Genomic DNA, 22,133 nt, shown 5'->3' on the forward strand with positions numbered 1-22,133 from the left:
GTTCGGCCCGGCAGCGGCTTCGGTCGCGCCGGGAGAAAATGGATTGATCAGCTGGTTGCAATGCGGTTGCGCCCCTGTGCCTTGGCGGAATAGAGCGCGCTATCGGCGCGCACGAGAAACGTGTCGGCGGTATCGTTGTCGCGCAGCGTCACGACGCCCGCGGAAATGGTCACGCGCATGCCCGGGGAGAATGCGCTCCAGTCCAGATCGGCGACGATGCCGCGCAGCCGATCGAGCGTGCGCGATGCCGCATCGCCGTCCGTCCCCGGCAGCAGCAGCAAGAATTCCTCGCCGCCGTAGCGGCCGAAGCAGTCGGCCGGGCGGATGTTGGCGAAAATGGTGATTGCGAAGGTGCGCAGCACCTCGTCGCCGACGGGATGGCCATGGGCGTCGTTGATGCGCTTGAACCAGTCGAGATCGATGAGTGCGATCGCGCAAGGGGTCGATGTCTGCCGCGATTTTTCGATCTCGGCGTCGAGAAGCCGCATGATGCAGCGGCGGTTGTAGGAGCCGGTGAGTTCGTCGAGCTCCGCCAGCTCCTCGATGCGCTGATAGGCGGCCTTCAGCTCGATGCTGCGCCGGTACAGGATCTTGCGCAGCGTGGCGCCGAACAGGCCGAGGAAGGCGCACTGGCCAATCACCAGCACGAAGCACAGCATCGAGGCGGCCCGTTGCAGCTGGGTCGTAACCGGCAGTCCGATTGGCAAGTCCGAGGCGAGGAAGACCAAGGCGAGCCCGCAAGTGGCGAGGCCCCAGGTGAGCATCGCCTGGCTCGATGTCATACGAAGCGTGCCGAAGGCGAAGATCAGAAACAGCACGGCAAGGAACGCAACTCCGACTGTCGGCACCGCGAGCAGGAACAGCAGCTGCAGCGACATATGCGCCGAGATCTGGAAGACGGTGAGGTAATGATCCTCGAACCGGTCGCCGAAGCCCGCTTCCGACAGCACGGTGAAGGTTCCGATGGTCAGAAGGCCGCCGAGCCAGAACAGTGACGGAACGCCCATGGAGATGACGCCGTCATAGGCGTAGAGCAGCAGGACGGAGGCGCCGAGCGAGTAGCTCGCCACCTGGCCGACATACATCTGGCGCCGCTGCCGGATCCGGCGCGCCAGGACCTCGGGTGCCGCAGCCGCGGTCGTCAGGGCGAGATCCGCGGCCTCAGCGGCATTCCTCTCGGGAAAGGACGTCGCAGCCGTGCTCATGGTCCCGCCCAATGGTGGATGTCAGCCCAAAAATCTACGTGGCAAGCCTTTAGGTTTGGTATCCTTCGAAACCGAATCCACGCTGTGCAGCGCAGGAGCGGGGACGTCGAGCGGCCGAGGAATTTGCCGGCCGTGAGGCATCGTGTGCGACGCGGTCGAGCCAAAGCAGGGCTTCGGAAGACATATGTCGTGCTAGGCTGCTAAGGTTCCATGCACGTCGGCTTCTCTATGCTGGACGGCATTGCTCAGGAAAGTGCTTCATTACTATGTTACCGTTCTTGAGCGCGGCGCCCAGCCGCGGGTGGCAAAAGGAAATTTCGCGTATGTGGGGTAGATCACACAGCCTCCCGTATGACTGCGGTAGGCTGAACAATTTTACCCCTCCCGTCGAACCGTCTGCCGCATCGACCCGACCAATCTTGCGAGACGGCCTTTGAGCGTGACACAAGCGGCTTCGGACGAGATCCTGATCGCCAGGATCGCTCAAGGCGACCGGCTCGCCATGCAGGTGCTGTACGGGCGGCACCATGTAAGGGTGTATCGGTTCGGCCTTCGGCTCGTGCGGGACGAGCAGGCGGCGGAAGACCTCATCAGTGAGGTATTTCTCGACGTCTGGCGTCAAGCCGGCAAGTTCGAGGGCCGATCCGCCGTTTCCACCTGGCTGCTGGCCATTACCCGATTCAAGGCCCTGTCTGCGCTTCGGCGCAGGAAGGATTTTGAGTTGGACGACGACGCCGCGAACGCGATCGAGGACACGTCCGACAATCCGGAAACGGCGGTGCAGAAGAAGGATACCAGTGAAGCGTTGCGGGAGTGTCTGACGGGCCTCTCGCCGGATCATCGGGAAATCGTCGATCTCGTCTACTACCACGAGAAATCCGTGGAAGAGGTGGCCGAAATCGTTGGCATCCCGGAGAACACTGTGAAGACGCGCTTGTTCTATGCGCGCAAGAAATTGGCCGAACTGCTGAAGGCAGCCGGCATTGAGCGAGGCTGGCCATGATGGCTTTGAGCAAGAAGATGCTGGAGCAAGAGCCCGGTGAAATTGAACTGCTGCTGCCGTGGCACGCCGCCGGCACGCTGAACCCGCGCGATGCGCGCCGCGTCGACGAGGCGCTAGCGCGCGATCCCGAGCTCGCGAAGCAATATGCCGCGATCCGCGGCGAGTATGAAGAGACCATTCATCTGAACGAGAGCCTGGGTGCTCCGTCGGCGCGCGCGATGCAGAAGCTGTTCGCGGCGATCGACGCCGAGCCCGCGCGGGCGGCCGGTTCGCTGCCGCTGTCGGCGCGCATCGCCACCTTCTTTGCGAGCCTGTCGCCGCGCACTCTCGCCTGGTCGGCGAGCCTTGGCGCCATGGCCCTCGTGCTGCAAGCCGGAATCATCGGCGCGGTGTTGACGCAGACCCAGACTGCGACCTTCCAGACTGCTTCGCTTTCGACCAGCGCTCCGATCACACGCGACCTCGGCACGACCGTCCCGCCAGCGCGCGCGCTGGTACGCTTCACGCCCGAGGCGCGCGTCGCCGACATCACCGCATTGCTCGACGGCTACCAGGCTTCGATCATCGGTGATGCCAAGGGCGGCATGTTCCGCCTCCAGTTCGACAAGGCGATGAGCCGTGACGAACTCAACTCGCTGCTTGGCAAGATGCAGCGCGAGAAGTTCGTCAACCTCGCCGTCGCGGCGCCGTAAGGCGCTTCCAAGCTGATGACGCGCAAGTCCGAAAGTGGAGTAAGAGCCGGGGTCTGCGCTTCGTCGGTCGCAGCCGCGCTTTTGCTCGCCGCCTCTCTCGGCGTCGAGGTTGCGCAGGCGCAGGCGATCATGCGCACGCCGACGATCAGCGTCCCCTCCCGAATGCCGACCATTTCTCCTGGCATCGCCGCACGCGTCAGTCCGGGCGTTGCAGCCAGAGCGGTGGCCGTCGGCCGCGGTCCCGGTCCGATCGTGACGACGAGGATTTCGGCGCGGATGGGGCCGACGCCGGTGCTGCCTTATGCGCGCTACTCCCCGAACCTCTATCCCGCCTGTACCGCGCCCGATCGCGACGCCGCCGGCGAATGCCTGGCGCAGCAGAACGCAGGCGGCGATGGCTCGGGCAAATCGGGCAAGAAGACCGCCGGAAAGCGGCGCGGCAACAACGCGCCCGTCGCCGCGGATTTGCGTACCTTCGCCGACGAATTCGTCGCCGAGATCGATGGCGGGCTGTCGTCGACCGAGGCCGACGAGCTTGCGCGTCGCCATGGCCTGACGCGCGTGTCCTCCGAGAATTTTCCGCTGATCGGGGCGACGTTCGGACTGTTCCGCATCACCGACGGCCGGCCCTCCGCGACGGTGCGGCGTGAATTCGCGGCCGACGGCAGCGTGCGTTCGGTCCAGCCGAACTTCCGCTACCTGCTTCAGGACCAGAAATCGTCGGTGCCGACCGAGGGAGATCCCGCGCAATATGCGCTGGCCAAGCTCCGCCTGCCGCAGGCACATACTCTCGCGCATGGCGCCAATGTGACGGTTGCTGTGATCGACTCCGGCATCGACGCCCGACATCCGGAACTTGCCAATTCCATTGCCGATAATTTCGATGCGCTCGGTAGCGCCGAAGGCCCGCACATTCATGGCACCGGCATTGCAGGCGCCATCGTGGCGCATGCCAAGCTGATGGGCAGCGCGCCCGAGGCGCGCATCATCGCCATCCGCGCCTTCGGCGGCACCACCGGCGGGGCCGAGAGCTCGTCCTACATCATCCTGCGCTCTCTGAACTATGCCGCCGAGCACGGCGCGCAGATCGTCAACATGAGCTTTGCCGGTCCCAAAGACGCGGTGATCGAGCGGGCCATCGCGGCGACCGCCGCGCGTGGCCTGGTGCTGATCGCAGCCGCCGGCAATGCCGGCGCGAAGTCGCCGCCGCTCTATCCGGCCGCCAATCCCAACGTGATCGCGGTCAGCGCAACCGACCAGCAGGACCGGCTGTTCACCGCCTCCAACCGTGGCAACTACATCGCGGTCGCGGCTCCCGGCGTCGATATCTTCCTGCCAGCGCCTGACGGCAAATACCAGATGACGTCGGGCACCTCGTTCTCGGCCGCGTATGTCTCCGGCGTCGCAGCGCTGCTGCTCGAGCGCAACTCCGCCTTGAAGCCGGAAGCGCTGCGCACGACGCTGGCGAAGACGGCGCGTGACCTCGGTTCACCCGGGCGTGATGATCTGTTCGGCGATGGCGGGGCCGACGCGTTTGCCGCGGTCATGGCCGTTCCCGCCGCCGGCGCGACGCCGGTCGCGGCCGCATCCGGTACAACAAAACGTGAAGATATCGAGAAGCGTCGCGACGAGCCTGGCATCCGCGCATTAGAGCAACCCTCGTTGTCGAGCACCGAGGATAAAGCCACGGTTTCTCAGGCGGATAGGCCGGCGACGCGATAGCGGCTGCGACAACTTTGCGCGCGGCGCGAAGGTTGAAAAATCAAACGCCGCATTGAACGTTCGGCCCGCTGCCACGACCAAATTATGTGGGAGCGGTTATCCCTCCCCATAAGTCATATCAGGCGCGAGCGCCCATCCACCCCAAGCGCCCATATGGCTCGACCCGTCCGGTTGTCCCCCCGGACGGGTCTTTTCTTTTTGGGCGTCCAATCCCTCGAAGCCTGCGCGAGATCAGCTTCCGGTTGAGAGATCGTGGCTCACTCATCGCCACTGCTCCGCCGGCACGCCGCAAGCGCGCTATGCTTGTGCGAAGCTTGACTCCAAAACCGCTTGAATCTCCGCACGACTACGGAGTTTGGCGACGAAAACATCGTCGTTGCTGGACAAGTCAAAACTTTTCCACAAAATATTCACGTCGCGTCTAAATTGATTCGTGTGCGTTGCGTCGCGTCCGTATTTTCTCCTGACGGGCTGATTTATGACACATCGCCAAGAGGCTATTCGCGACGTGGCTATTGGCCGCGACATTGCGGCACGCTGGTGCGCTCTCGCCGAGCAGCGGCTGGTGCATCTCTCCGAGATGTTCGAGACCGGGCGCTGGCGCCGCTATCACTCCGAGATCGCATTTCTCGAAAACATCCAGGAAGCGAAGCTCGCCGTCCAGACCTGGCGCGCCCTTGCCACCGGCGCTGACGTCGCCACGGCGGCCGCGAGCGTGTCGCCCGCATTCGGCTGGTCGCCGGCGACCATGCCCCGCATGTTTCCGCGCGAGCAGCAGGCGCAGACAGTGCAACCGAAGGCCGTGCACATCGTCCCGGAGACCGCCGTGCCGGTCAGGCTCGATCCCAAGCCGGGCGTTCTCGCCGACATCTCCGAAGCCCCGGCCGCGCGGGTCGCCGCGCCTGCCCCGATGGCACCGCTCCAAGTGCCGGCTGCCATGGCGCCGCCCACCGCGCCCGTCGCGATGACGGGGCCCAAGGTGCCGGCCGCGACGGCAGCGCCCAAGGCGCTGGCTGCGATGGCGGCGCTTCTGCCGCAGTTCTCTCCGCCGGCAGCCGAAATTGTCGCAGCCCCCGAGCGCCTGGTTGAGTTCACCTTCAGCCTCGACGGGCTCGAAGCGAAGTATCCACTGCTGCGGAACGCGTTCTAGCGTTCGGGAGGAGGCGAGCAGCGGCAGCTATCGCCGCACCGCATTCCCGCCGACCACCAATTGCGCAAACCGCTGGGCGCCGTCCACCGACAGATCGGACGTCACGGCGCGCGCATGATCGAGCCCGACCACGGCGCCGCGCGGGGTTTCCGAGATCATGTTGTTGTTGACGAGCGCGGTGCCGGCGCCGGGCACGACGGACACCCCGACGCCGGCCAGTGCCTTGCGGACCACGTTGCCCGTGATCGCGACGTCGCGGAGATATTTGCCCCAGCCGGCGACGATGCCGTAGGACGGCGCGTTCTCGATCACGTTGCCGGTGACAGATGAATCCGCCTCGATGTAGATGCCGATGCCGGCATCGTCATCCGGCGCGGTGCCGATCGGCCGCTTCGGGATCAGATTGCGGATGATGTTGCCCTGGACCACGGCGATGCGGCCGCCTTCGTTGAAATTGCAGACGGAGACGCCGACCGCGGCGCCGTCCACAATGTTGTTGGCGATCACCGCGGCCTCGAAAGCGAATTCCGAATAGAGCGCGACCTCGCGCACATCGCTGACGCTGTTGCCGGTGATGTGGATGTTCGAGGCCGAGTTGCCGCGCACGGCGGAGTAATCGCAGTTCTTGATGCGATTGCCGCGCACGATGACGTTGCCGGCGCGGAACGTGTTGATGGCGTTGCCGTACTGGCCGGAGCCGCCGGGGCCGGCCTTGATGTCCTCGATGCGGTTATCGGTGACCAGCGTGCCGTCATCGCCGATGGCCGTGCGCAGGATCTCGATGCCGTTGTCGTTGGTGCCGGTGATGGTGTTGTGGGAGACGCTGAGACCCCTGGCGTCGAACGACACCACTGCCGTCACCGCGATGTTGGTAAAGATGTTGCCCGAGATGTCGCCGGAGACCTGCTCGAGCCAGATGCCGCTGCCGCCGGAGCCGGTGATCGCGCAATCGGTGATGCGGACGTCGCGTCCGCCGAGGATCTGGATCAGCCCGCGCCGCGTCGGCAGCGGAATGCCGCCGCCGTCAAAGGTGATGCCGGAAAGGCCGATTGCATCGGAGCCGTCGCTCTGGATCGCCGAGGCCCCGCCGGTGAAGACGAATTTTGTCGCGCCGCGCACGCCGATCAGTTGCGCGCCGTTTGGCAAGCGTAGCAACCCAGTGCGGTAGATGCCGGGTGGCAGCGCTAGCGGCATCTGCGCCCGCGCAGCCTCGTCGATCGCCCGCTGGAGCGCGCGGGTCTGATCCTCGCTGCTGCCGGGCCGCACGCCATATTGCGTGGCATCGCGGCCGAGCAGCGACGTCAGCGGCGCCGCACGCGCGGCGTCGGCTGGTATCGCGAGCGCGCCGGCGAGGCCTGCGGTCGATGCTCCAATGAGATGGCGGCGATTGAGGTCCATGACGCGTCCTCCGGCGGACGCGGGGGTCCGCAGCGGTTAGGTAGCGCAAAAACGGGACCGCGCGGCTGGGGCCGTGAGGATTGTTCGCGGTAGGGTTAAATGTTTACACAGTCGTGTTCCGAGCCTTCCGTGCCAACTGTACCATCTCCATCAGCATCGCTTCCCCGGCGTCCACCAGTTCCTCCAGCGTGATCCGCGGCGCGCCCTTGCGGCGCACGGCGCCACTGCGCGCGAGCAGGGGAATATGGATAAATGCGGCGAGCTTTGGCCCGCCGCCCCTGACGTTTTCGATCGCGCGCCAGCTCAGGTAATTGCAGAGATAGGCGCCGGCGTCGCGCGAGGGCCGCGCGTCGATGCCGGTGAGGCGGGCGGCGCGCAGCAGCCTTGCGGTGTGCGGGCCGAAAATCAGCGCGTCCGCATTACCGGCGATGCCGCGCTTGCTCGAGCGGGTGTTGGCGGCATCGGGCCAGAGCATGGTGACGGCGTTGCGCGCGCGGCTCTCGATGCGCAGATAGGGCGTGCGTGCGGCGAGGCCGAACATCAGCAGCGCGTCGGGCTTCTCTTTCGCGAGCACCTCCGGCAATTGCCGGTCCACCGCGGCATAGGTGACTGGGAAGATGTGGCTGGAGATCGCGGCATCGTCGAGTGCGGGACGGCGCAATTGCACCAGCCGGGCGACCAGCGGCTGGGTCGGATTGTAGGGCGCGCCGGGGAACGGGCCGAAGGCGGTGAGGAGAACGCGGAGCTTGTCGCTCATTGCAGCAACTCCAGGATCTTTTCGGCGGCGAGCGCCGGCGTGAGATGGCCGTCGGCCACCTCGGTCTCGATCTTCCGGACCTTGGTTCGCACCGACGCCTCGCTGCGCAACCGCGCCAGCATGCGTTGCTCCAGCATCGACCACATCCATTTCACCTGCTGCTCGCGCCGCCGTGCGGCGAAGTCGCCGGAGGCATTCATCGCCTTGCGGTGATCGAGGACTTTCTGCCAGATCTTCGCAATGCCGTCGCCAGTCAGCGCCGAATAGGTCTCGACCGGCGGATGCCAGTGCTCGGAGCGTGGCGTCAGGATATGCAGCGCGCCGCGATAATCGGCGGCGGTGATGTTGGCGCGCTTGAGATTGTCGCCGTCGGCCTTGTTGATCGCGATCATGTCGGCGAGTTCGACCAGGCCCTTCTTGATGCCCTGCAATTCGTCGCCGCCGCCTGGCAGCATCAAGGCCAGGAAGAAATCGGTCATGTCGCAGACCGCGGTCTCGGACTGGCCGATGCCGACGGTCTCGACCAGCACGACGTCGAAGCCGGCCGCCTCGCACAGCAGCATCGCCTCGCGTGTCTTGGCCGCGACGCCGCCGAGCGTGCCCGAGGACGGCGAGGGTCGGATGAAGGCATCGTCGGAAGCCGAGAGCCGGGCCATCCGCGTCTTGTCGCCGAGGATCGAGCCGCCGCTGCGGGCTGAGGACGGATCGACTGCGAGCACCGCGATCTTGTGACCCTGTTCGATCAGATGGATGCCGAGCGCGTCGATGGTGGTGGATTTGCCGACGCCGGGCGAGCCGGTGATGCCGACGCGGAGCGCTCTGCCGGTGTCAGGCAAGAGCATCTGCACCAGCTCGCGCGCCAGCGCCTGATGGTCGCTGCGCCGGCTCTCGACCAGCGTGATGGCCCGCGCCAGCGCCGCGCGGCTGCCGGCGCGAAGGTCATGGGCGAGGGATTTGATGTCCAGTGAAGGCTTTTTCTCAACCATGCCCTGCTTTACAACGCCCGCGTGGGGCAGGCGAGGGCCGCCCGCCCGATATCACCGGGATGTCGCCGCCACTCCGGTCCGCACCGGTTTCAGCTTTCGCCACGCCCAGACCATCACCGGCCACAGCAGCGCCCCGATCGCCATGGCGGCGAGGATCGCGGCCACGGGGCGCTCGAAAAACGGCAAAATGCTGCCGTCCGACTTGATCAGCGAAGTGACAAAGGCCTGCTCGACCATGGTGCCCATGACGATGCCGAGCACCATCGCGGCGACGGGATAACCGTTGGCTTCCATGACATAGCCGATCACGCCGAAGGCGGCGACGGTGACGACGCCGAACATGTTGTTGCCGATAGCGAACGAGCCGACTGCGCAGCACAGCATGATGATGGGCATGATGGCGGAGCGCGGTGCCAGCAGGATGTAGGCGGCAACCCGGATCATGGCGATTCCGAGCGGGATCATCAAAATGTTCGCGATGATGAACATCAGATAGATCGCGTACATGCTCGACGCTTTCTCGGTGAACAGCGTCGGTCCGGGGTTGAGCCCCTTCATGTAGAGCACGCCGATCGCGATCGCAGCGATGGTGTCGCCGGGAATGCCGAACAGTAATGATGGCACCCAGCCCGAGGCGATGCTGGCATTGTTGCTGGCGCCGGCCTCGACCAGGCCCTCGACATGGCCGGTACCGAATTTCTCCGGTTCCTTGGAGAAGCGCTTCGACATCGCATAGGACACCCAGGCGGCCATGTCGGCGCCGGCTCCGGGCAGCACGCCGATGATGATGCCGACGATGTTCCCGCGCGTCATCTGCCAATGGTATTTCTTGGTCAGCTTCCACTGACCGGCCATGATGCTTCCGAATTTGCGCCGCGGCAGCGGCGGCGGCTCGGGCGTCAGCATCGCGCGCATCACCTGGGCGACCGCGAACACGCCGACCAGCGCGGGGATCGGCTCGATGCCGCCGAACAGATCGGTGAGGCCGAAGGTGAAGCGCGGCACGCCGCCGGGATTTTCGATGCCGACGCAGGAGACCAGCAGACCGAGGAACATGCCGGCGATCGCCTTCACCGGCGAGGAGCGCGCCACCAGCGTCGCGCACATCAGGCCGAGCAGCGCCAGCCAGAAATACTCGAAGGTCGAGAACGAGAGCGCGATCTCGGCTAGCGGCGGCGCCAGAATCATCAGCGACAGCACGCCGGCGATGCCGCCCACGGCCGAGAACCACACGCCGGCCCCGAGCGCCAACTCGGCCTGTCCCTTCCGGGTCATGGCGTAAGCCTCGTCGGCATAGGCGGCGGAGGCGGGCGTGCCGGGGATGCGCAGCAGCGCACCGGGGATGTCGCCGGAGAAGATCGCCATCGAGGAGGCCGCCACGATGGTCGCAATCGCCGCGATCGGCGAGAGATAGAAGGTGACGGGGACGAGCAGGGCGGTTGCCATCGTCGCCGACAGGCCCGGCAGCGAGCCGATCACGAGCCCGTACACCGAGGCTGCGAAGATCGCGATGATGACCTCCCAGGTGGAGATCAGTGCGAACGCTTCAATCAGGGTTTTCAGCATGGGGTCACCAGGGTGTCGGCAACAGGCCGGCGGGAAGCGGCACGCGCAGCAGCTTGCCGAAGATGAGGTGGATGGCGAACGGCGCCAGCGCTGCGAGCGGCAGCGCCAGCTTCCACTTTGCCCCCAACGCGGTCGAGGTGACGTAGACCATGATCGCCGCGGTGATGATGAAGCCGAGCCGGTCGGCCGCGACCACGTAGAACAGCAACAGCGCCGGCGGCAGCAGCGCGCGCAGGCCGTACAACTTTCCCTGAGGCGGCGGGGCAGCCGCTGCCTGGCCATCCTCGAGCGGGATCAGCTCTTCCGCCTCTTCGAAGGTGTGACCGATCCCGAACACGATCGCGAGCCCGCACAGCGCAAGCCCAATGCCGATCACGAGCGGAAATACGTTGGGGCCGACCGGCTGCCCGGGTACCGGCGGCAGCAGCCAGCCGCCATAGGCGGCTGCGGTGCCGAGCACGACGAGAAACGATCCCGTGACGGAGTCGGGAAGGCGCATGGGAGGATCCTATGAGATTTCTTATCCCTCACCCCGTTCTTACGGAGAGAGGGTGGAGTCCGGGGCTGCGTCCGCGTTGGCGGTGAAAGCTGGACTTGGAGAGACTCCCCCTCACCCGAATTTGGGCTGCGCTCAAATTCGACCTCTCCCCGCAAGCGGGGAGAGGTGACAAGATCACGCCTTGCTCAGACCCGCCGCCTTCATCGCTTCGCCCATCTGGGCGTCGCCCTTGTCCATGAAGCTTGCGAACTGGCCGGCATCGCCCCACACGGTGCCGAAGCCGCGATTGCTCATGAAGTCCTTGAACTCGGCGGAGTCGTAGACCTTCTGCAGCGCCGCGGTGAGCTTCGTTGCGATCTCCGGCGGCAGGTTCTTCGGCCCGGCGATGCCGCGCCAGGCGCCGGTCGCGTAGTCGATGCCCATCGCCTCCTTCAGCGTCGGCACGTCCTTGAAGATGGGATTGCGCGCCGGCGCCATGATAGCAAGGCTCCTGGCCTTGCCGGCCTCGATGATGGCGCGGGCTTCCGGCACCGAGCAGGTGGTGAGGTCGAGGCCGCCGGCGGCGAGGTCCTGCATCGCGGGTGCGGCGCCGTTGGACGGCACCCAGGCGACCTGGTTGGCAGGCAGGCCCATCGCCTGCATCCAGCCGACCAGCGCCAGATGCCAGATGCCGCCCTGGCCGGTGCCGGAGGCCTTGAACTTGCCGGGAGGGGCCGCCTTGATGGCTTCCGCGAGCTCCTTCACCGTCTTGTAGGGCGAGGAGGAGGAGACCTGGATGCCCGGGGGGTCTTCGTTCATCAGCGCCAGCGGGGTGTAGCTCTTCGGCGCCAGCTCGGTCAGCCCTTGCCAGTGCATCATCGAGATTTCGACGGTGAGCATGCCGATGGTGTAGCCATCAGGTTGCGCGGTCGCGATCGCGGTATGGCCGACGACGCCGGAGCCGCCGGTGCGATTGACCACGTTGAAGGGCTGGCCGAGATCCTTCTCCAGAAGCGCTGCGACAATGCGCGCGGTCGCGTCAGTGCCGCCGCCCGCGCCCCAGGGAACGATCACGGTGACGGGCCGCGCTGGATAGGCTTGCGCGCGTACGGGTGTGAGACCGAATGCGGCGGATGCCGCGACTGCGGCAGATGAAGCCGCAAAGCTGCGGCGCGTAATCTTGGACATCAATGCCTCCCAGCGGCGCCCACGACGTCGGGCGCTCTTGTCTATGGCGACATTCTAGTCGGCTTTGCAGCGCGGCTGCAAGGTAGCGCTACCAGCGCTCTGCGGGCAACGCGGCCCTCATGCGTGGAATAGTGGAAGGCGAGGCCGGGAGTCTTGCCCGCCTCGGTTGAGGACGCAAACGTCACCGCGCCCATCTGAGCAGGCTCCGCTTCAATTCCGCGAACCAGTCGTCGCAGTCGCGCTCGCATCGCGCTTCATCTTTGCGACCATGAGCGATGCAGTCACCCCCTTCACCATTGCGGTCATGGCGGCGTCGTTGTCGGCGGTCTCGGTGAAGAATGGGCGGATTGCCGAGCGGCGGCCGAATTACTCTGCCGCCTCGCTATGCCCGAGCCGGGCGTTCAGCTTGCGGATCAGCTCCTCGGCCGCGTCCGCGATCACCGTGCCCGGCGGGAAGATGGCTTCCGCGCCGGCCGCGTAGAGCGCATCGTAATCCTGTGGCGGCACCACGCCGCCGACGATGATCATGATGTCGTCGCGGCCCTGCTTCTTCAGCGCGGCCTTGAGCTCCGGCACTGCGGTGAGGTGGGCGGCGGCAAGCGAGGAGACGCCGAGGATGTGGACGTCGTTCTCGACCGCTTGGCGCGCGGCTTCGTCGGCGGTCGCGAACAGCGGCCCAATGTCGACGTCGAAGCCGATATCGGCGAAGGCCGACGCGATCACCTTCTGGCCGCGGTCGTGACCGTCCTGACCGATTTTTGCGACCAGGATGCGCGGACGGCGGCCTTCCGCCTCCTCGAAGGCGTCGATCAGCGCCTGAACCTTCTCGACCCGGTTACCCATGCTGGACGCCTCCCGCTTGTAGACGCCGGTGATGGATTTGATCTCGGCGCGGTGCCGGCCGAACACCTTCTCCATCGCGTCCGAGATCTCGCCGACGGTTGCCTTCGCGCGCGCAGCGTCGATGGCCAGCGCCAACAGATTGCCGTTGCCTTCGCCCGCCGAGCGCGTCAGCGCGGCGAGCGCGGCCTCGACGTCCTTTTGGTTGCGTTCGGACTTCAGCCGCGTCAGCTTGTCGATCTGGAGCCGGCGGACATTGGTATTGTCGACCTTGAGGATATCGATCGGAGCTTCGTCCGTCGGCTTGTATTTGTTGACGCCGATCACCGCCTGCTTGCCGGCGTCGATGCGGGCCTGGGTCTTGGCCGAGGCTTCCTCGATGCGCAGCTTCGGTACGCCGGCCTCGATCGCCTTGGCCATACCCCCGAGCTCCTCGACCTCCTGGATGTGGCCCCAGGCCTTGGCGGCGAGGTCGCGGGTGAGACGCTCGACATAATACGAGCCGCCCCAGGGATCGATGATGCGGGTGGTGCCGCTCTCGTGCTGCAGGAAGAGCTGGGTGTTGCGGGCAATGCGCGCCGAAAAGTCGGTCGGCAAAGCGAGCGCCTCGTCGAGCGCATTGGTGTGCAGCGACTGGGTGTGGCCTTGCGTCGCCGCCATCGCTTCCACAGTCGTGCGCATCACGTTGTTGAAGACGTCCTGCGCGGTCAGCGACCAGCCGGATGTCTGGCAATGCGTGCGCAGTGACAGCGAGCGCGGATCCTTCGGATTGAAAGGCTTCAGCAGCTTCGCCCAGAGCAGCCGCGCGGCGCGCATCTTGGCCACTTCCATGAAGAAGTTCATCCCGGTCGCCCAGAAGAACGACAGCCGCGGCGCGAAGCGGTCGACATCGAGGCCCGCCGCAAGGCCGGCACGAAGGTATTCGACGCCGTCGGCCAGCGTATAGGCGAGCTCGAGGTCCTGCGTCGCGCCGGCCTCTTGCATGTGATAGCCGGAGATCGAGATCGAATTGTATTTCGGCATTTTTTGCGAGGTATACGCAAAAATGTCCGAGATGATCCGCATCGAAGGCGCGGGCGGATAGATGTAGGTGTTGCGCACCATGAACTCTTTCAGAATGTCGTTCTGAATGGTCCCTGAGAGCTTCTCCGGCGGCACGCCCTGTTCCTCGGCCGCCGCAACGTAGAGCGCGAGGATCGGCAGCACCGCGCCGTTCATGGTCATGGACACGCTCATCTGGTCGAGCGGAATGCCCGCAAACAGCGTGCGCATGTCGTAGATGGAATCGATGGCAACGCCGGCCATGCCGACGTCGCCGCCGACGCGCGGATGGTCGCTGTCATAGCCGCGATGGGTGGCGAGATCGAACGCGACCGAGAGGCCCTTCTGTCCGGCCGCGAGATTGCGGCGGTAGAACGCGTTGGAATCCTCCGCGGTGGAGAAGCCGGCATATTGCCTGACGGTCCAAGGCTGGTTGACATACATGGTCGGGTAGGGGCCGCGCAGATAAGGCGCGATGCCCGGATAGGTATCGAGGAAGTCGAGCCCGGCCAGATCGGCCTCGCTATAAGCGGGCTTCACCAGAATGCCCTCGGGCGTCAGCCACGGCTCGGCGCTGCCGGTCGGGGCGCCGGCGGCGGCGCGCTCGAAGGCGACGTCGGCGAAATTGGGAATGCGGGTCATTCCTTGGGATCCTCAAACCTGCGATTGCGCTCAATCAGCTTTTGCACATTTTTCTTGTAGACGGGATCGTCCAAGCGGCTCTGAGTAATTTGGCCGGTCCCAACCCAGAGCAGCCGCGCGAACAGCTTCCCAATCTTCCATTCTGCCAGACCGAGCAACGTTTGTCCGAGCAGCTGAAACATGGCGGCGCCTCAATCATGGTCCGGATGCTGATGGCTGACGATGGTCGCCATCTTCTCCGGTCCGTAATTCTGCTGCGTGGTCTGGCTTGGAAGATTGGCGATCCCGACCACCCAGCCGAGACGGGACTCGGTGCCGAACTGCCGCGTCGGCACCACGTGGTCCGGGCGGTCGAACGCGCCGGTCATGATCTCGATCCGATCGCCGTCGATGCGGCCAAAGCTCAGCGGCGTGCCGCAGGCGGCGCAAAAGCCGCGCTCGGCGATGGAGGAGGAGCGGAAGAACGACGGCTTTCCCTTGGTCCAGGCGAAGTCCGTCTTGTTGATGTCGGCAAAAGAGGCGAACGGCGCGCCGCTGGCCTTCTGGCACATCCGGCAGTGGCAGATCGAAACCCTGTTCGGCGCCGTCATGACTCCAAAGCGCACTGCCCCGCATTGGCAGCCGCCGGTGAGAACGGGTTTGCCTGCTTCCGTCATGGCTGCTCCATCCGTCGATACGTGTCTTGCAGCGTCGCAAGCGCATCGGCACCGGCAAAGACGAAGCCGGTGACGCCGGCTGCACGCAGCGCCGCCTCGACATCGGTCGGGCGGCCTGCCAGATAGATAAGTCGGGCCCCGGCGGTTTGCAGGGCCTGCGCCGCGGCTTGGGCGTGTTCCGCATAAACCTTGTCGCTGGAACAAAGACAGGCGAGCCCGGCGCCGGAGGCCTTGAAGGCCGCAGCTAGCTGGGCCGGATCAGCGAAGCCCTCGCTGTCGACAGCCTGGATGCCGCCGGTCTCGAACAGGCTTTTGGCAAAGGTCGCGCGCGCCGTGAAATCAGCGGGCGTGCCGAGATTGGCCAAGAAGACTTTCGGCCGCGCGCCGTGTGCCTTCAAGGCCGCATCGGATTTGTCGCGCAGCGCCTCGAACGGTTCCGCAAGCCGGATCGGCGGCAGCGGGTCGAACTTGTATTTTTGCTCGCCATAGGGCGCCAGCGCGATCGGCGTCGCCTTCAGCACCGCAGTCTCGTTCTCGTGCAGGTTCGGAAACTCACTGGCGCCGGTCAGCACGTCGCGGCGTTTTGCGATGTTGGCGTCGCGGGCTTTTCGCGCAGCCGCGACCTTGCTCTGGAACAGGCCCTGCTGAAGCGCAGCGAAGGCGCCGCCGGCTCTCTCGCTCTCCTGGAAGAGCGCCCAAGCCGCGTCGCAGAGCTGGCCGGTCAGCGTCTCGATGCCGCCTGCGCCTGCCGCGGGATCGCTGACCTTGGCGAGGTTGCTCTCTTCCAGCAGCACGAGCTGAGTATTGCGCGCCACGCGCCGTGCGAATGGATCGGGCAGGCCGAGCGCCAGCGTATGCGGCAGCACGGTGACCGCGTTGGCGCCGGCAAGTCCGGCCGCAAACGTCGCCATGGTCGCGCGCAGCATGTTCACATAGGGATCGCGCTGCGTCAGGATGCGCCAAGCGGTATCGGCGGCGATGTACAGCGGTTTTGGCGTGAGCCCGCACGCCGTCTCGATACGCGCCCACAGCAGCCGCAATGCGCGGAATTTTGCCATGGTGAGGAACTGGTCTGCATCCGCGGCAAGCCGCGCATAGACCATGCCCTGCGCCTGCTCCAGAGGAACGCCCGCGCCCTCGATCGCGCGGAAATAAGCGACGCCGCAGGCGAGCGCGAAGGCGAGCTCCTGCGCCTCCGAGCCACCGGCATCGTGGATCACGCGTCCGTCGGCCGATGTAAACGGCCCCTTGAAGCCGAGCGCGGAGAGGCCCTTGACGCCGCCGGTGATGGCCGGAACGATCTCATCCCAGGTATAGGGGCTGTGGCCCCACACCGCGCAGGCCGCGAGCGGATCGAGCCCGAAGCGGATGTCGCAGGCCCCGGGATCGATGCCCTTGCTCTTCACATATTCCGCGACGTGGATCGCCGCCATCCGCGATTGCGGACCGATCTCGAGCTCGAGGCCGATGCCGGCATCGAGATGGACGTCCTTCAAGATCCTTGCGACTGCGTCGGCGGTCGGTTCCAGCCCGAAACCGTGAGCGGCATTGCCGCCGGCGAACACCAGCGCCAGACCCGTCGCGCCATTTTCGAGATCGGTCAGTGCCTGCGCATTCGCCGCACTTGCATCGGGATGGTCGATCCGCTGCATGATCCGCCAGGGCGCCGCCGCCGGCCGGCCCACCACGGGCGCAACACCTTTGGCGCGCGGATAGAGCGGATCGATCTTGAGTCCGTCATAGGTCTTGGCGACCAGCTTCTCGAACGGCGCGCCCTTTAGCACGCCATCGACCAGCTTGCGCCAGTCGTCGACGGTCGCCTTGGGAAAATCCGCCGCCAGCGGCAGGTCGTCAGTCGCGGAGGTCATGCGGCGAAGGGCTCCCGAAAATCTTGTTGTTCGCAGGCGAAATTGCCACGGCCGGCCGTCCCTGCAAACGGTTGTTTTTGGTTAACCGGTATCCGGAAGCCGCTCAATGCCTTGTGTCGAGACGCTGGCGAGACCGTCATGGACACGAATGCCTGCGATCACGCGGTCGGGCGCGATCTCGGCCAGCGGCACCAGCACAAAGGCGCGCTCGAATAGGCGCGGATGCGGCAGGGTCAGGTCAGGCTTCTGCATCGACACATCGTCATAGGCGATCATGTCGAGATCGAGCGTGCGCGGGCCCCAGCGCCGCTCTTTATCGCGCGTGCGGCCGAATTTCTGCTCGACCTTCTGCATCACGAACAGGAGCGCATGCGGATCAAGGCTGGTCTCGATCTCGATGCAGGCGTTGATGAAGGGAGCCTGGTCCTCGTCGCCCCAGGGCGGCGTCGCATAGTCCGACGAGCGCGCGATCAAAGCGGCCTGCGCCATGCCGCAGATATGGGCGATTGCCTTCTGGAAGGTCGCGCGGACATCGCCGACATTGCCGCCGAGCGCAATCAGGACGCTCGCCATGTCAGGGGTGCCGCGAGCGCGTCAGCATGACGCCGACGTCGTCGAAGATCGCGGCGATCGGCGCATGCGGCTTGTGCACGGTGATCTTGACCGCACGGATGCGCGGAAAGTGCGACAGGATGGCGTCGGCCACCGCGCCGGCCGCGCGCTCCAGTAGCTTGTAATTGGTGTTCTTGAAGGCCGCGGTGGTGGTCGCCACGACGTCGGCGTAGGACACGGTGTCGGCGAGCCGGTCGCTGCGGGAAGGCTCCGACAGGTCGGTATAGAGCTCGAGGTCGATGACAAAGCGTTGGCCGACCTCGGTCTCGTGCTCCATCACGCCGTGGCGGGCATGGATCGACAGGCCGGTTACGAAGATCGTATCGGTCATGGCTTGCTCTCGATTGCGTGCGCCACTCGCAGGGCCTGCAAGGTCTCGGCGACGTCGTGGGTGCGGATGATTTTCGCGCCGCGTTGTGCGGCGAGCAGATGTGCGGCGATCGAGCCGGCGAGCCGCTCGGTCGGCTCCGACGGCGACACCGAGGCGATGAAGCGTTTTCGCGAGGCACCAACGAGGATCGGCAGGCCGAACATGTCGAGCTCGCGAAGTCGTGCCAGTGCAATCATGCTCTGTTCTGCCGTCTTGCCGAAGCCGATGCCGGGATCGAGCACGATCTTGTCGCGGGCGATGCCGGCTTGTGCCGCGATATCCAGCGAGCGCTGGAAGAACGCCTTCATGTCCGCAATGATGTCGATGGCGGGATCGACCCTGTCGCGGTTATGCATGACGATGACAGGGACGCTCCTCGCGGCCACCAGCGGCGCCATGCCGGCGTCGCGTTGCAGGCCCCAGACGTCGTTGGCGATCGCAGCGCCCTGATCGAGCGCAAAGGCCACCACCTCGGCCTTCATGCTGTCGATCGAGACCGGCACGCCGAGCGCCACGATGTCCGATAGCACCGGCTTGAGCCGGGCCAGTTCGTCTGCCGCGGTGACCGGCCGGGCGCCCTTGTAGGGCCGGGTGGACTCGGCACCGATATCGATGATGTCGACCCCCACCTCGATCATCGCCCGCGCCCGCGCGAGTGCCTGCTCGGGCGCGATGAATTCGCCGCCGTCGGAGAATGAATCCGGGGTGACGTTGAGCACGCCCATCACCGCCGGGATCGGCCGCTCCAGTAACGTCCGCAGCACGTCAAGCCCGACTGAACCGGCCGCCGGGACGGATGGGGAGGGCGAGGCATTCATGCGGCCCGCTTTAGCGGTCGGGGAGGGGGAGTCAAGACGGGAAGGCGTGGGTTGCCAGCGTTTGGACAGGGCGTCGCACACCCTCGCTGTCATTGCCCGCGAAAGCGGGCAATCCAGTATCCAGAGACAGTGCCGCGATACGGAGGAGCCGCGGCGTACTGGATACCCCGCTTTCGCGGGGTATGACGGCAGAGTTGGGATGCATTGTTGCTCATCGGGCAAAACAATGCCGAGAGAGTAGCGCCCACCCCGTATGCGGAGAGCAGCAGTCCTAATACGAAATCTTCGGCGGCAGCTTCTTCGCCTTGGCGATGATGTCGCCGACCGACTTCTCCGAGGGCAGGATGCGGAGCAGCTTTTTCTTCTCGTTGGCGTCCCGCATGCTCTGGGCGAGCCTTGCCGGGTTACGGTAGGCGAGCTCGCGCACGGTGGTGACGCCGGCGGCGCGGACCAGACCGACCTTGGCCCTGCCCATGCCGGGGATGCGCATGTAGTCGGAGACGTTGGCCCATTCCAGCAGCAACTGCTCGCTGATGCCGGTCTTCACGGAGAGCGCCTTGCGGCCCTTCACGGTCGAAGCCGCCTCGAGCAGCGCGTCGGTGGTGCGGATACCCTGCGCCTTCAACTTGTTGGCGGCAAAGGCCGACAGGCCCTCAATCTCGGAGATCGGATATGTCATGATACTCGATGTGAAATGCGCAGGCGTCAGGCGAACTGGCTGAGGCCCGGGGTCCCCGCGATGATCTTGCCCATCTGATCCGCTCCGATTTTGTCTCGGCCGAAGCGAAAAAGTTCACGGGCGATGTTCTGAATCTCGGACATGCCAAGTCCCAGGCCCATCAGGCGCGTGCCGACCGCCATCAGGCCGCCGCCCATCAGCCGCGACAGTCCTCCGCCGGTGCCGGATGCCTCGATTGCCGCTTCTGCACCTGGAATCTGGTCGATCAGGACCTGGACGCTGTCGGAAGGACCCTCGTTGCGGAGGAAGCCCAAGATAATGCCGACGGTCTTTTCGGCGACAGCACTATCTATGCTGGCGTTTGTCGCCAGCCGCCCGATTAGCTCGTCCATATGGCCGCCCCTCAGCCGGTTCACATGCCGGAGTATTGCTTTCGAAAATGATCTTGAGCCGGTGTGGTGTGAAATACAAGCGATGAACGCCATCAACGTTCCGATTCATTCTCGAACGCGCGAGAAGTGTTGCAGTGATGCAAGAGCGGAGATGAAATCGGCAAAAAAATGCCGCGATGCGAATGCGTCCTTCCTACTTTCGGCGGATGTCCACCTGCATATTTCCGACGATGTCGCATGCCCGGAGCGCGTTGAATGGTTTCAATCAGCGCGCGACATGCGTTAAACTACGGAACTGTGCATTCGAGTTTCGATATGCGAAACAGGGCAGAGAGATCAGGGAATAATGACCGCACAGGACAGCAAGCTCGGTGATACCGACGACAAAATCTTCGTCGGTAAAGGAAACGAGCAGGCTTGGCTGACGCTGGCGTTCGCCAATCGCCACGGCCTCGTCACAGGTGCAACCGGAACCGGCAAGACGGTCTCGCTGCAGGTTATGGCGGAAGGATTTGCGCGCGCCGGTGTTCCGGTCTTCGCGGCCGACATCAAGGGCGACCTCTCGGGCATCTCCGAGGTCGGCGTGCCCGCGGATTTCATCGTCAAGCGCGCCACCGAGATGGGACTGACGTTCGAGCCCGACCAGTTCTCGACGGTGTTCTGGGACGTGTTCGGCGAGCAGGGCCACCCGGTCCGTGCGACCGTCACAGAAATGGGCCCGCTGCTGCTCGCACGTATGCTGGACCTGAACGACGTGCAGGAAGGCGTGCTCAACGTCGCCTTTCGCGTCGCCGACGACAACGGGCTGACCCTGATCGACATGAAGGATCTGCGCGCGCTGCTCGATGCCATCGTGCCCGATGCGGGCAAGAAGGGGACGGATGCCGAGGACAGTCCGCTTGCCGAGATCAAGAAGGCGGCGCAGGGTTTTGGTAATGTCACCAAGGCCACGGTCGGCACCATCCAGCGCCAGCTTCTGGTGCTCGAGAACCAGGGCGCCACCAAATTCTTCGGCGAGCCGGCGCTGACGCTGAAGGACTTCATGAAGACCGACCGCGACGGCCGCGGCATGGTCAACATCCTCGTCGCCGACAAACTGCTGCAGAGCCCACGGCTTTACGCGACATTCCTGCTGTGGATGCTGTCGGAATTGTTCGAGGAGCTGCCCGAGGCCGGTGACCTGCCCAAGCCGAAGCTGGTCTTCTTCTTCGACGAGGCGCATCTGTTGTTCAACGACGCGCCCAAGGCGCTGATGGACAAGATCGAGCAGGTGGTGCGCCTGATCCGCTCCAAAGGCGTCGGCGTTTATTTCGTGACTCAAAACCCGGTCGACGTGCCCGACCGCGTGCTCGGACAATTGGGCAACCGGGTGCAGCACGCGCTGCGCGCCTTCACCCCGCGCGACCAGAAGGCGGTCGCCGCTGCGGCCCAGACCTTCCGCCCCAACCCGAAGCTCGACACCGCCAAGGTGATCATGGAGCTCGGCAAGGGCGAGGCGCTGGTGTCCTTTCTCGAAGGCAACGGCACGCCGGCGATGGTCGAGCGGGTGATGATCCGGCCGCCATCGGCCCGGATCGGACCGATCACGCCGGAAGAGCGCAAGGCGATCATGGATGCAAGCCCGGTGAAGGGCAAATACGACACCGCCGTTGATGCAGAGTCCGCCTACGAGATCATCCAGAAGCGCATTGCCGGCACGGCGGCGACTGCCGATCCCGGCGCGGCCGGCGGCATTGGAGGCGGTGGCATCCTCGGCCAGATCGGCTCGATGGTCGGCACCATCTTCGGCACGAACGTCAAGCGCGGCCGCCTCTCGACGGGCCAGGTCATCGCCCGCGACGTGACCCGATCGGTCACCAATCAGGTAATCGGGGGGATGGCGGCCAATATCGGCAAGTCCGTCGCCGGCCAGCTTGGTGGCTCGATCGGCCGCACGCTGGTCCGCGGCGCGCTCGGCGGCTTGCTGCGCAGGTAGGCAGAAAGCCTCGTTTGAGGCAACTCCTCCGCAAACCCGCCGCTTGTGCGCGGCGGGTACAAATTCGGGTGATCAGGACTCTCCAAGCGTTCGTT

The 22,133-nt window shown here is 65.2% G+C and carries 21 protein-coding genes; 5 read left to right on the forward strand and 16 right to left on the reverse strand.

Translation table 11 applies throughout. The annotated features are described in order from the left end of the window. Nucleotides 1-47 precede the first annotated feature (47 nt). The gene (locus IVB42_RS33805; RefSeq protein ID WP_018456889.1) at nt 48-1,205 is read right to left on the reverse strand and encodes a GGDEF domain-containing protein; all 1,158 of its coding nucleotides are present in this window, start codon (nt 1,203-1,205) and stop codon (nt 48-50) included. A 433-nt stretch (nt 1,206-1,638) separates the two neighbouring features. On the opposite strand from IVB42_RS33805, the gene IVB42_RS33810 reads away from it, so the two are divergent. The 4 genes from IVB42_RS33810 to IVB42_RS33825 all read left to right on the forward strand — a co-directional run bounded on the left by IVB42_RS33810 (nt 1,639) and on the right by IVB42_RS33825 (nt 5,772). Then, entirely contained in the window at nt 1,639-2,208 is a 570-nt protein-coding gene (locus IVB42_RS33810) for a sigma-70 family RNA polymerase sigma factor (RefSeq protein WP_007593582.1), read from the forward strand. Then, nucleotides 2,205-2,900, forward strand: coding sequence for a hypothetical protein (locus IVB42_RS33815; RefSeq protein ID WP_026233260.1), 696 nt, complete (start codon nt 2,205-2,207; stop codon nt 2,898-2,900). Before IVB42_RS33810 ends, IVB42_RS33815 begins: the two co-directional genes overlap by 4 nt. Nucleotides 2,901-2,915: 15 nt before the next feature. After that, on the forward strand, nt 2,916-4,622 hold the full coding sequence (locus tag IVB42_RS33820) for a S8 family serine peptidase (RefSeq protein ID WP_247471885.1): 1,707 nt from the start codon (nt 2,916-2,918) through the stop codon (nt 4,620-4,622). A gap of 508 nt (nt 4,623-5,130) precedes the next feature. Continuing rightward, nucleotides 5,131-5,772 (forward strand): TIGR03809 family protein, encoded by a 642-nt coding sequence (locus IVB42_RS33825; RefSeq protein WP_018456886.1) that lies wholly within the window; start codon nt 5,131-5,133, stop codon nt 5,770-5,772. Between the two features lie 27 nt (nt 5,773-5,799). Here IVB42_RS33825 and IVB42_RS33830 read toward each other — a convergent pair whose 3' ends face one another. From IVB42_RS33830 to IVB42_RS33900, 15 genes are all read right to left on the reverse strand, one after another. After that, on the reverse strand, nt 5,800-7,170 hold the full coding sequence (locus IVB42_RS33830; RefSeq protein ID WP_247471887.1) for a TIGR03808 family TAT-translocated repetitive protein: 1,371 nt from the start codon (nt 7,168-7,170) through the stop codon (nt 5,800-5,802). Nucleotides 7,171-7,273: 103 nt separating this feature from the next. Beyond that, nucleotides 7,274-7,927 carry a pyroglutamyl-peptidase I gene (locus IVB42_RS33835; protein ID WP_018456884.1) on the reverse strand — a complete coding sequence of 218 codons (654 nt, stop codon included), beginning with the start codon at nt 7,925-7,927 and terminating at the stop codon, nt 7,274-7,276. Next, nucleotides 7,924-8,913, reverse strand: a complete 990-nt coding sequence (gene meaB / locus IVB42_RS33840) for a methylmalonyl Co-A mutase-associated GTPase MeaB (RefSeq protein WP_018456883.1) — start codon at nt 8,911-8,913, stop codon at nt 7,924-7,926. Before meaB ends, IVB42_RS33835 begins: the two co-directional genes overlap by 4 nt. A 51-nt stretch (nt 8,914-8,964) precedes the next feature. Then, a complete protein-coding gene (locus IVB42_RS33845) occupies nt 8,965-10,479 on the reverse strand; it encodes a tripartite tricarboxylate transporter permease (protein ID WP_247393952.1) in 1,515 nt (504 codons plus the stop codon). Nucleotides 10,480-10,483: 4 nt separating this feature from the next. Further along, the gene (locus tag IVB42_RS33850) at nt 10,484-10,978 is read right to left on the reverse strand and encodes a tripartite tricarboxylate transporter TctB family protein (protein WP_007608177.1); all 495 of its coding nucleotides are present in this window, start codon (nt 10,976-10,978) and stop codon (nt 10,484-10,486) included. A 174-nt stretch (nt 10,979-11,152) separates the two neighbouring features. Further along, nucleotides 11,153-12,145 carry a tripartite tricarboxylate transporter substrate binding protein gene (locus IVB42_RS33855; RefSeq protein ID WP_018456881.1) on the reverse strand — a complete coding sequence of 331 codons (993 nt, stop codon included), beginning with the start codon at nt 12,143-12,145 and terminating at the stop codon, nt 11,153-11,155. Nucleotides 12,146-12,511: 366 nt separating this feature from the next. Beyond that, on the reverse strand, nt 12,512-14,668 hold the full coding sequence (scpA, locus tag IVB42_RS33860; protein ID WP_018456879.1) for a methylmalonyl-CoA mutase: 2,157 nt from the start codon (nt 14,666-14,668) through the stop codon (nt 12,512-12,514). Further along, complete coding sequence (locus IVB42_RS33865; RefSeq protein ID WP_018456878.1) at nt 14,665-14,850, reverse strand: hypothetical protein; 186 nt, start codon at nt 14,848-14,850, stop codon at nt 14,665-14,667. The genes scpA and IVB42_RS33865 overlap by 4 nt, the downstream gene beginning before the upstream one ends. Nucleotides 14,851-14,859: 9 nt before the next feature. Further along, nucleotides 14,860-15,324, reverse strand: a complete 465-nt coding sequence (locus tag IVB42_RS33870; protein WP_007608185.1) for a GFA family protein — start codon at nt 15,322-15,324, stop codon at nt 14,860-14,862. Beyond that, nucleotides 15,321-17,192, reverse strand: coding sequence for a methylmalonyl-CoA mutase subunit beta (locus IVB42_RS33875; RefSeq protein ID WP_018456876.1), 1,872 nt, complete (start codon nt 17,190-17,192; stop codon nt 15,321-15,323). The genes IVB42_RS33870 and IVB42_RS33875 overlap by 4 nt, the downstream gene beginning before the upstream one ends. An 81-nt stretch (nt 17,193-17,273) precedes the next feature. Further along, complete coding sequence (gene folK, locus IVB42_RS33880) at nt 17,274-17,765, reverse strand: 2-amino-4-hydroxy-6-hydroxymethyldihydropteridine diphosphokinase (protein ID WP_018456875.1); 492 nt, start codon at nt 17,763-17,765, stop codon at nt 17,274-17,276. A 1-nt stretch (nt 17,766) separates the two neighbouring features. Continuing rightward, entirely contained in the window at nt 17,767-18,135 is a 369-nt protein-coding gene (folB, locus tag IVB42_RS33885; protein ID WP_018456874.1) for a dihydroneopterin aldolase, read from the reverse strand. Then, on the reverse strand, nt 18,132-18,992 hold the full coding sequence (folP, locus tag IVB42_RS33890) for a dihydropteroate synthase (protein WP_026233258.1): 861 nt from the start codon (nt 18,990-18,992) through the stop codon (nt 18,132-18,134). Before folP ends, folB begins: the two co-directional genes overlap by 4 nt. 271 nt (nt 18,993-19,263) lie before the next feature. Further along, the gene (locus IVB42_RS33895) at nt 19,264-19,671 is read right to left on the reverse strand and encodes a DUF4332 domain-containing protein (RefSeq protein ID WP_018456872.1); all 408 of its coding nucleotides are present in this window, start codon (nt 19,669-19,671) and stop codon (nt 19,264-19,266) included. A 26-nt stretch (nt 19,672-19,697) separates the two neighbouring features. Next, complete coding sequence (locus tag IVB42_RS33900) at nt 19,698-20,063, reverse strand: hypothetical protein (RefSeq protein ID WP_018456871.1); 366 nt, start codon at nt 20,061-20,063, stop codon at nt 19,698-19,700. Nucleotides 20,064-20,409: 346 nt separating this feature from the next. On the opposite strand from IVB42_RS33900, the gene IVB42_RS33905 reads away from it, so the two are divergent. Then, on the forward strand, nt 20,410-22,038 hold the full coding sequence (locus tag IVB42_RS33905) for a helicase HerA-like domain-containing protein (protein ID WP_018456870.1): 1,629 nt from the start codon (nt 20,410-20,412) through the stop codon (nt 22,036-22,038). Nucleotides 22,039-22,133 lie beyond the last annotated feature (95 nt).

The organism is Bradyrhizobium sp. 45, from assembly GCF_023073155.1.
In the GTDB taxonomy this organism is placed as follows: domain Bacteria; phylum Pseudomonadota; class Alphaproteobacteria; order Rhizobiales; family Xanthobacteraceae; genus Bradyrhizobium; species Bradyrhizobium canariense_D.

Coding starts and splice junctions, on each gene's coding strand:
- meaB (WP_018456883.1), bottom strand. CDS start 8,913: ATGGTTGAGAAAAAGCCTTCACTGGACATCAAATCCCTCGCCCATGAC.
- IVB42_RS33845 (WP_247393952.1), bottom strand. CDS start 10,479: ATGCTGAAAACCCTGATTGAAGCGTTCGCACTGATCTCCACCTGGGAG.
- IVB42_RS33850 (WP_007608177.1), bottom strand. CDS start 10,978: ATGCGCCTTCCCGACTCCGTCACGGGATCGTTTCTCGTCGTGCTCGGC.
- IVB42_RS33815 (WP_026233260.1), top strand. CDS start 2,205: ATGATGGCTTTGAGCAAGAAGATGCTGGAGCAAGAGCCCGGTGAAATT.
- IVB42_RS33870 (WP_007608185.1), bottom strand. CDS start 15,324: ATGACGGAAGCAGGCAAACCCGTTCTCACCGGCGGCTGCCAATGCGGG.
- IVB42_RS33820 (WP_247471885.1), top strand. CDS start 2,916: ATGACGCGCAAGTCCGAAAGTGGAGTAAGAGCCGGGGTCTGCGCTTCG.
- IVB42_RS33865 (WP_018456878.1), bottom strand. CDS start 14,850: ATGTTTCAGCTGCTCGGACAAACGTTGCTCGGTCTGGCAGAATGGAAG.
- IVB42_RS33835 (WP_018456884.1), bottom strand. CDS start 7,927: ATGAGCGACAAGCTCCGCGTTCTCCTCACCGCCTTCGGCCCGTTCCCC.
- IVB42_RS33875 (WP_018456876.1), bottom strand. CDS start 17,192: ATGACCTCCGCGACTGACGACCTGCCGCTGGCGGCGGATTTTCCCAAG.
- IVB42_RS33855 (WP_018456881.1), bottom strand. CDS start 12,145: ATGTCCAAGATTACGCGCCGCAGCTTTGCGGCTTCATCTGCCGCAGTC.
- scpA (WP_018456879.1), bottom strand. CDS start 14,668: ATGACCCGCATTCCCAATTTCGCCGACGTCGCCTTCGAGCGCGCCGCC.
- IVB42_RS33900 (WP_018456871.1), bottom strand. CDS start 20,063: ATGGACGAGCTAATCGGGCGGCTGGCGACAAACGCCAGCATAGATAGT.
- folP (WP_026233258.1), bottom strand. CDS start 18,992: ATGAATGCCTCGCCCTCCCCATCCGTCCCGGCGGCCGGTTCAGTCGGG.
- folK (WP_018456875.1), bottom strand. CDS start 17,765: ATGGCGAGCGTCCTGATTGCGCTCGGCGGCAATGTCGGCGATGTCCGC.
- IVB42_RS33830 (WP_247471887.1), bottom strand. CDS start 7,170: ATGGACCTCAATCGCCGCCATCTCATTGGAGCATCGACCGCAGGCCTC.
- IVB42_RS33905 (WP_018456870.1), top strand. CDS start 20,410: ATGACCGCACAGGACAGCAAGCTCGGTGATACCGACGACAAAATCTTC.
- IVB42_RS33805 (WP_018456889.1), bottom strand. CDS start 1,205: ATGAGCACGGCTGCGACGTCCTTTCCCGAGAGGAATGCCGCTGAGGCC.
- IVB42_RS33895 (WP_018456872.1), bottom strand. CDS start 19,671: ATGACATATCCGATCTCCGAGATTGAGGGCCTGTCGGCCTTTGCCGCC.
- folB (WP_018456874.1), bottom strand. CDS start 18,135: ATGACCGATACGATCTTCGTAACCGGCCTGTCGATCCATGCCCGCCAC.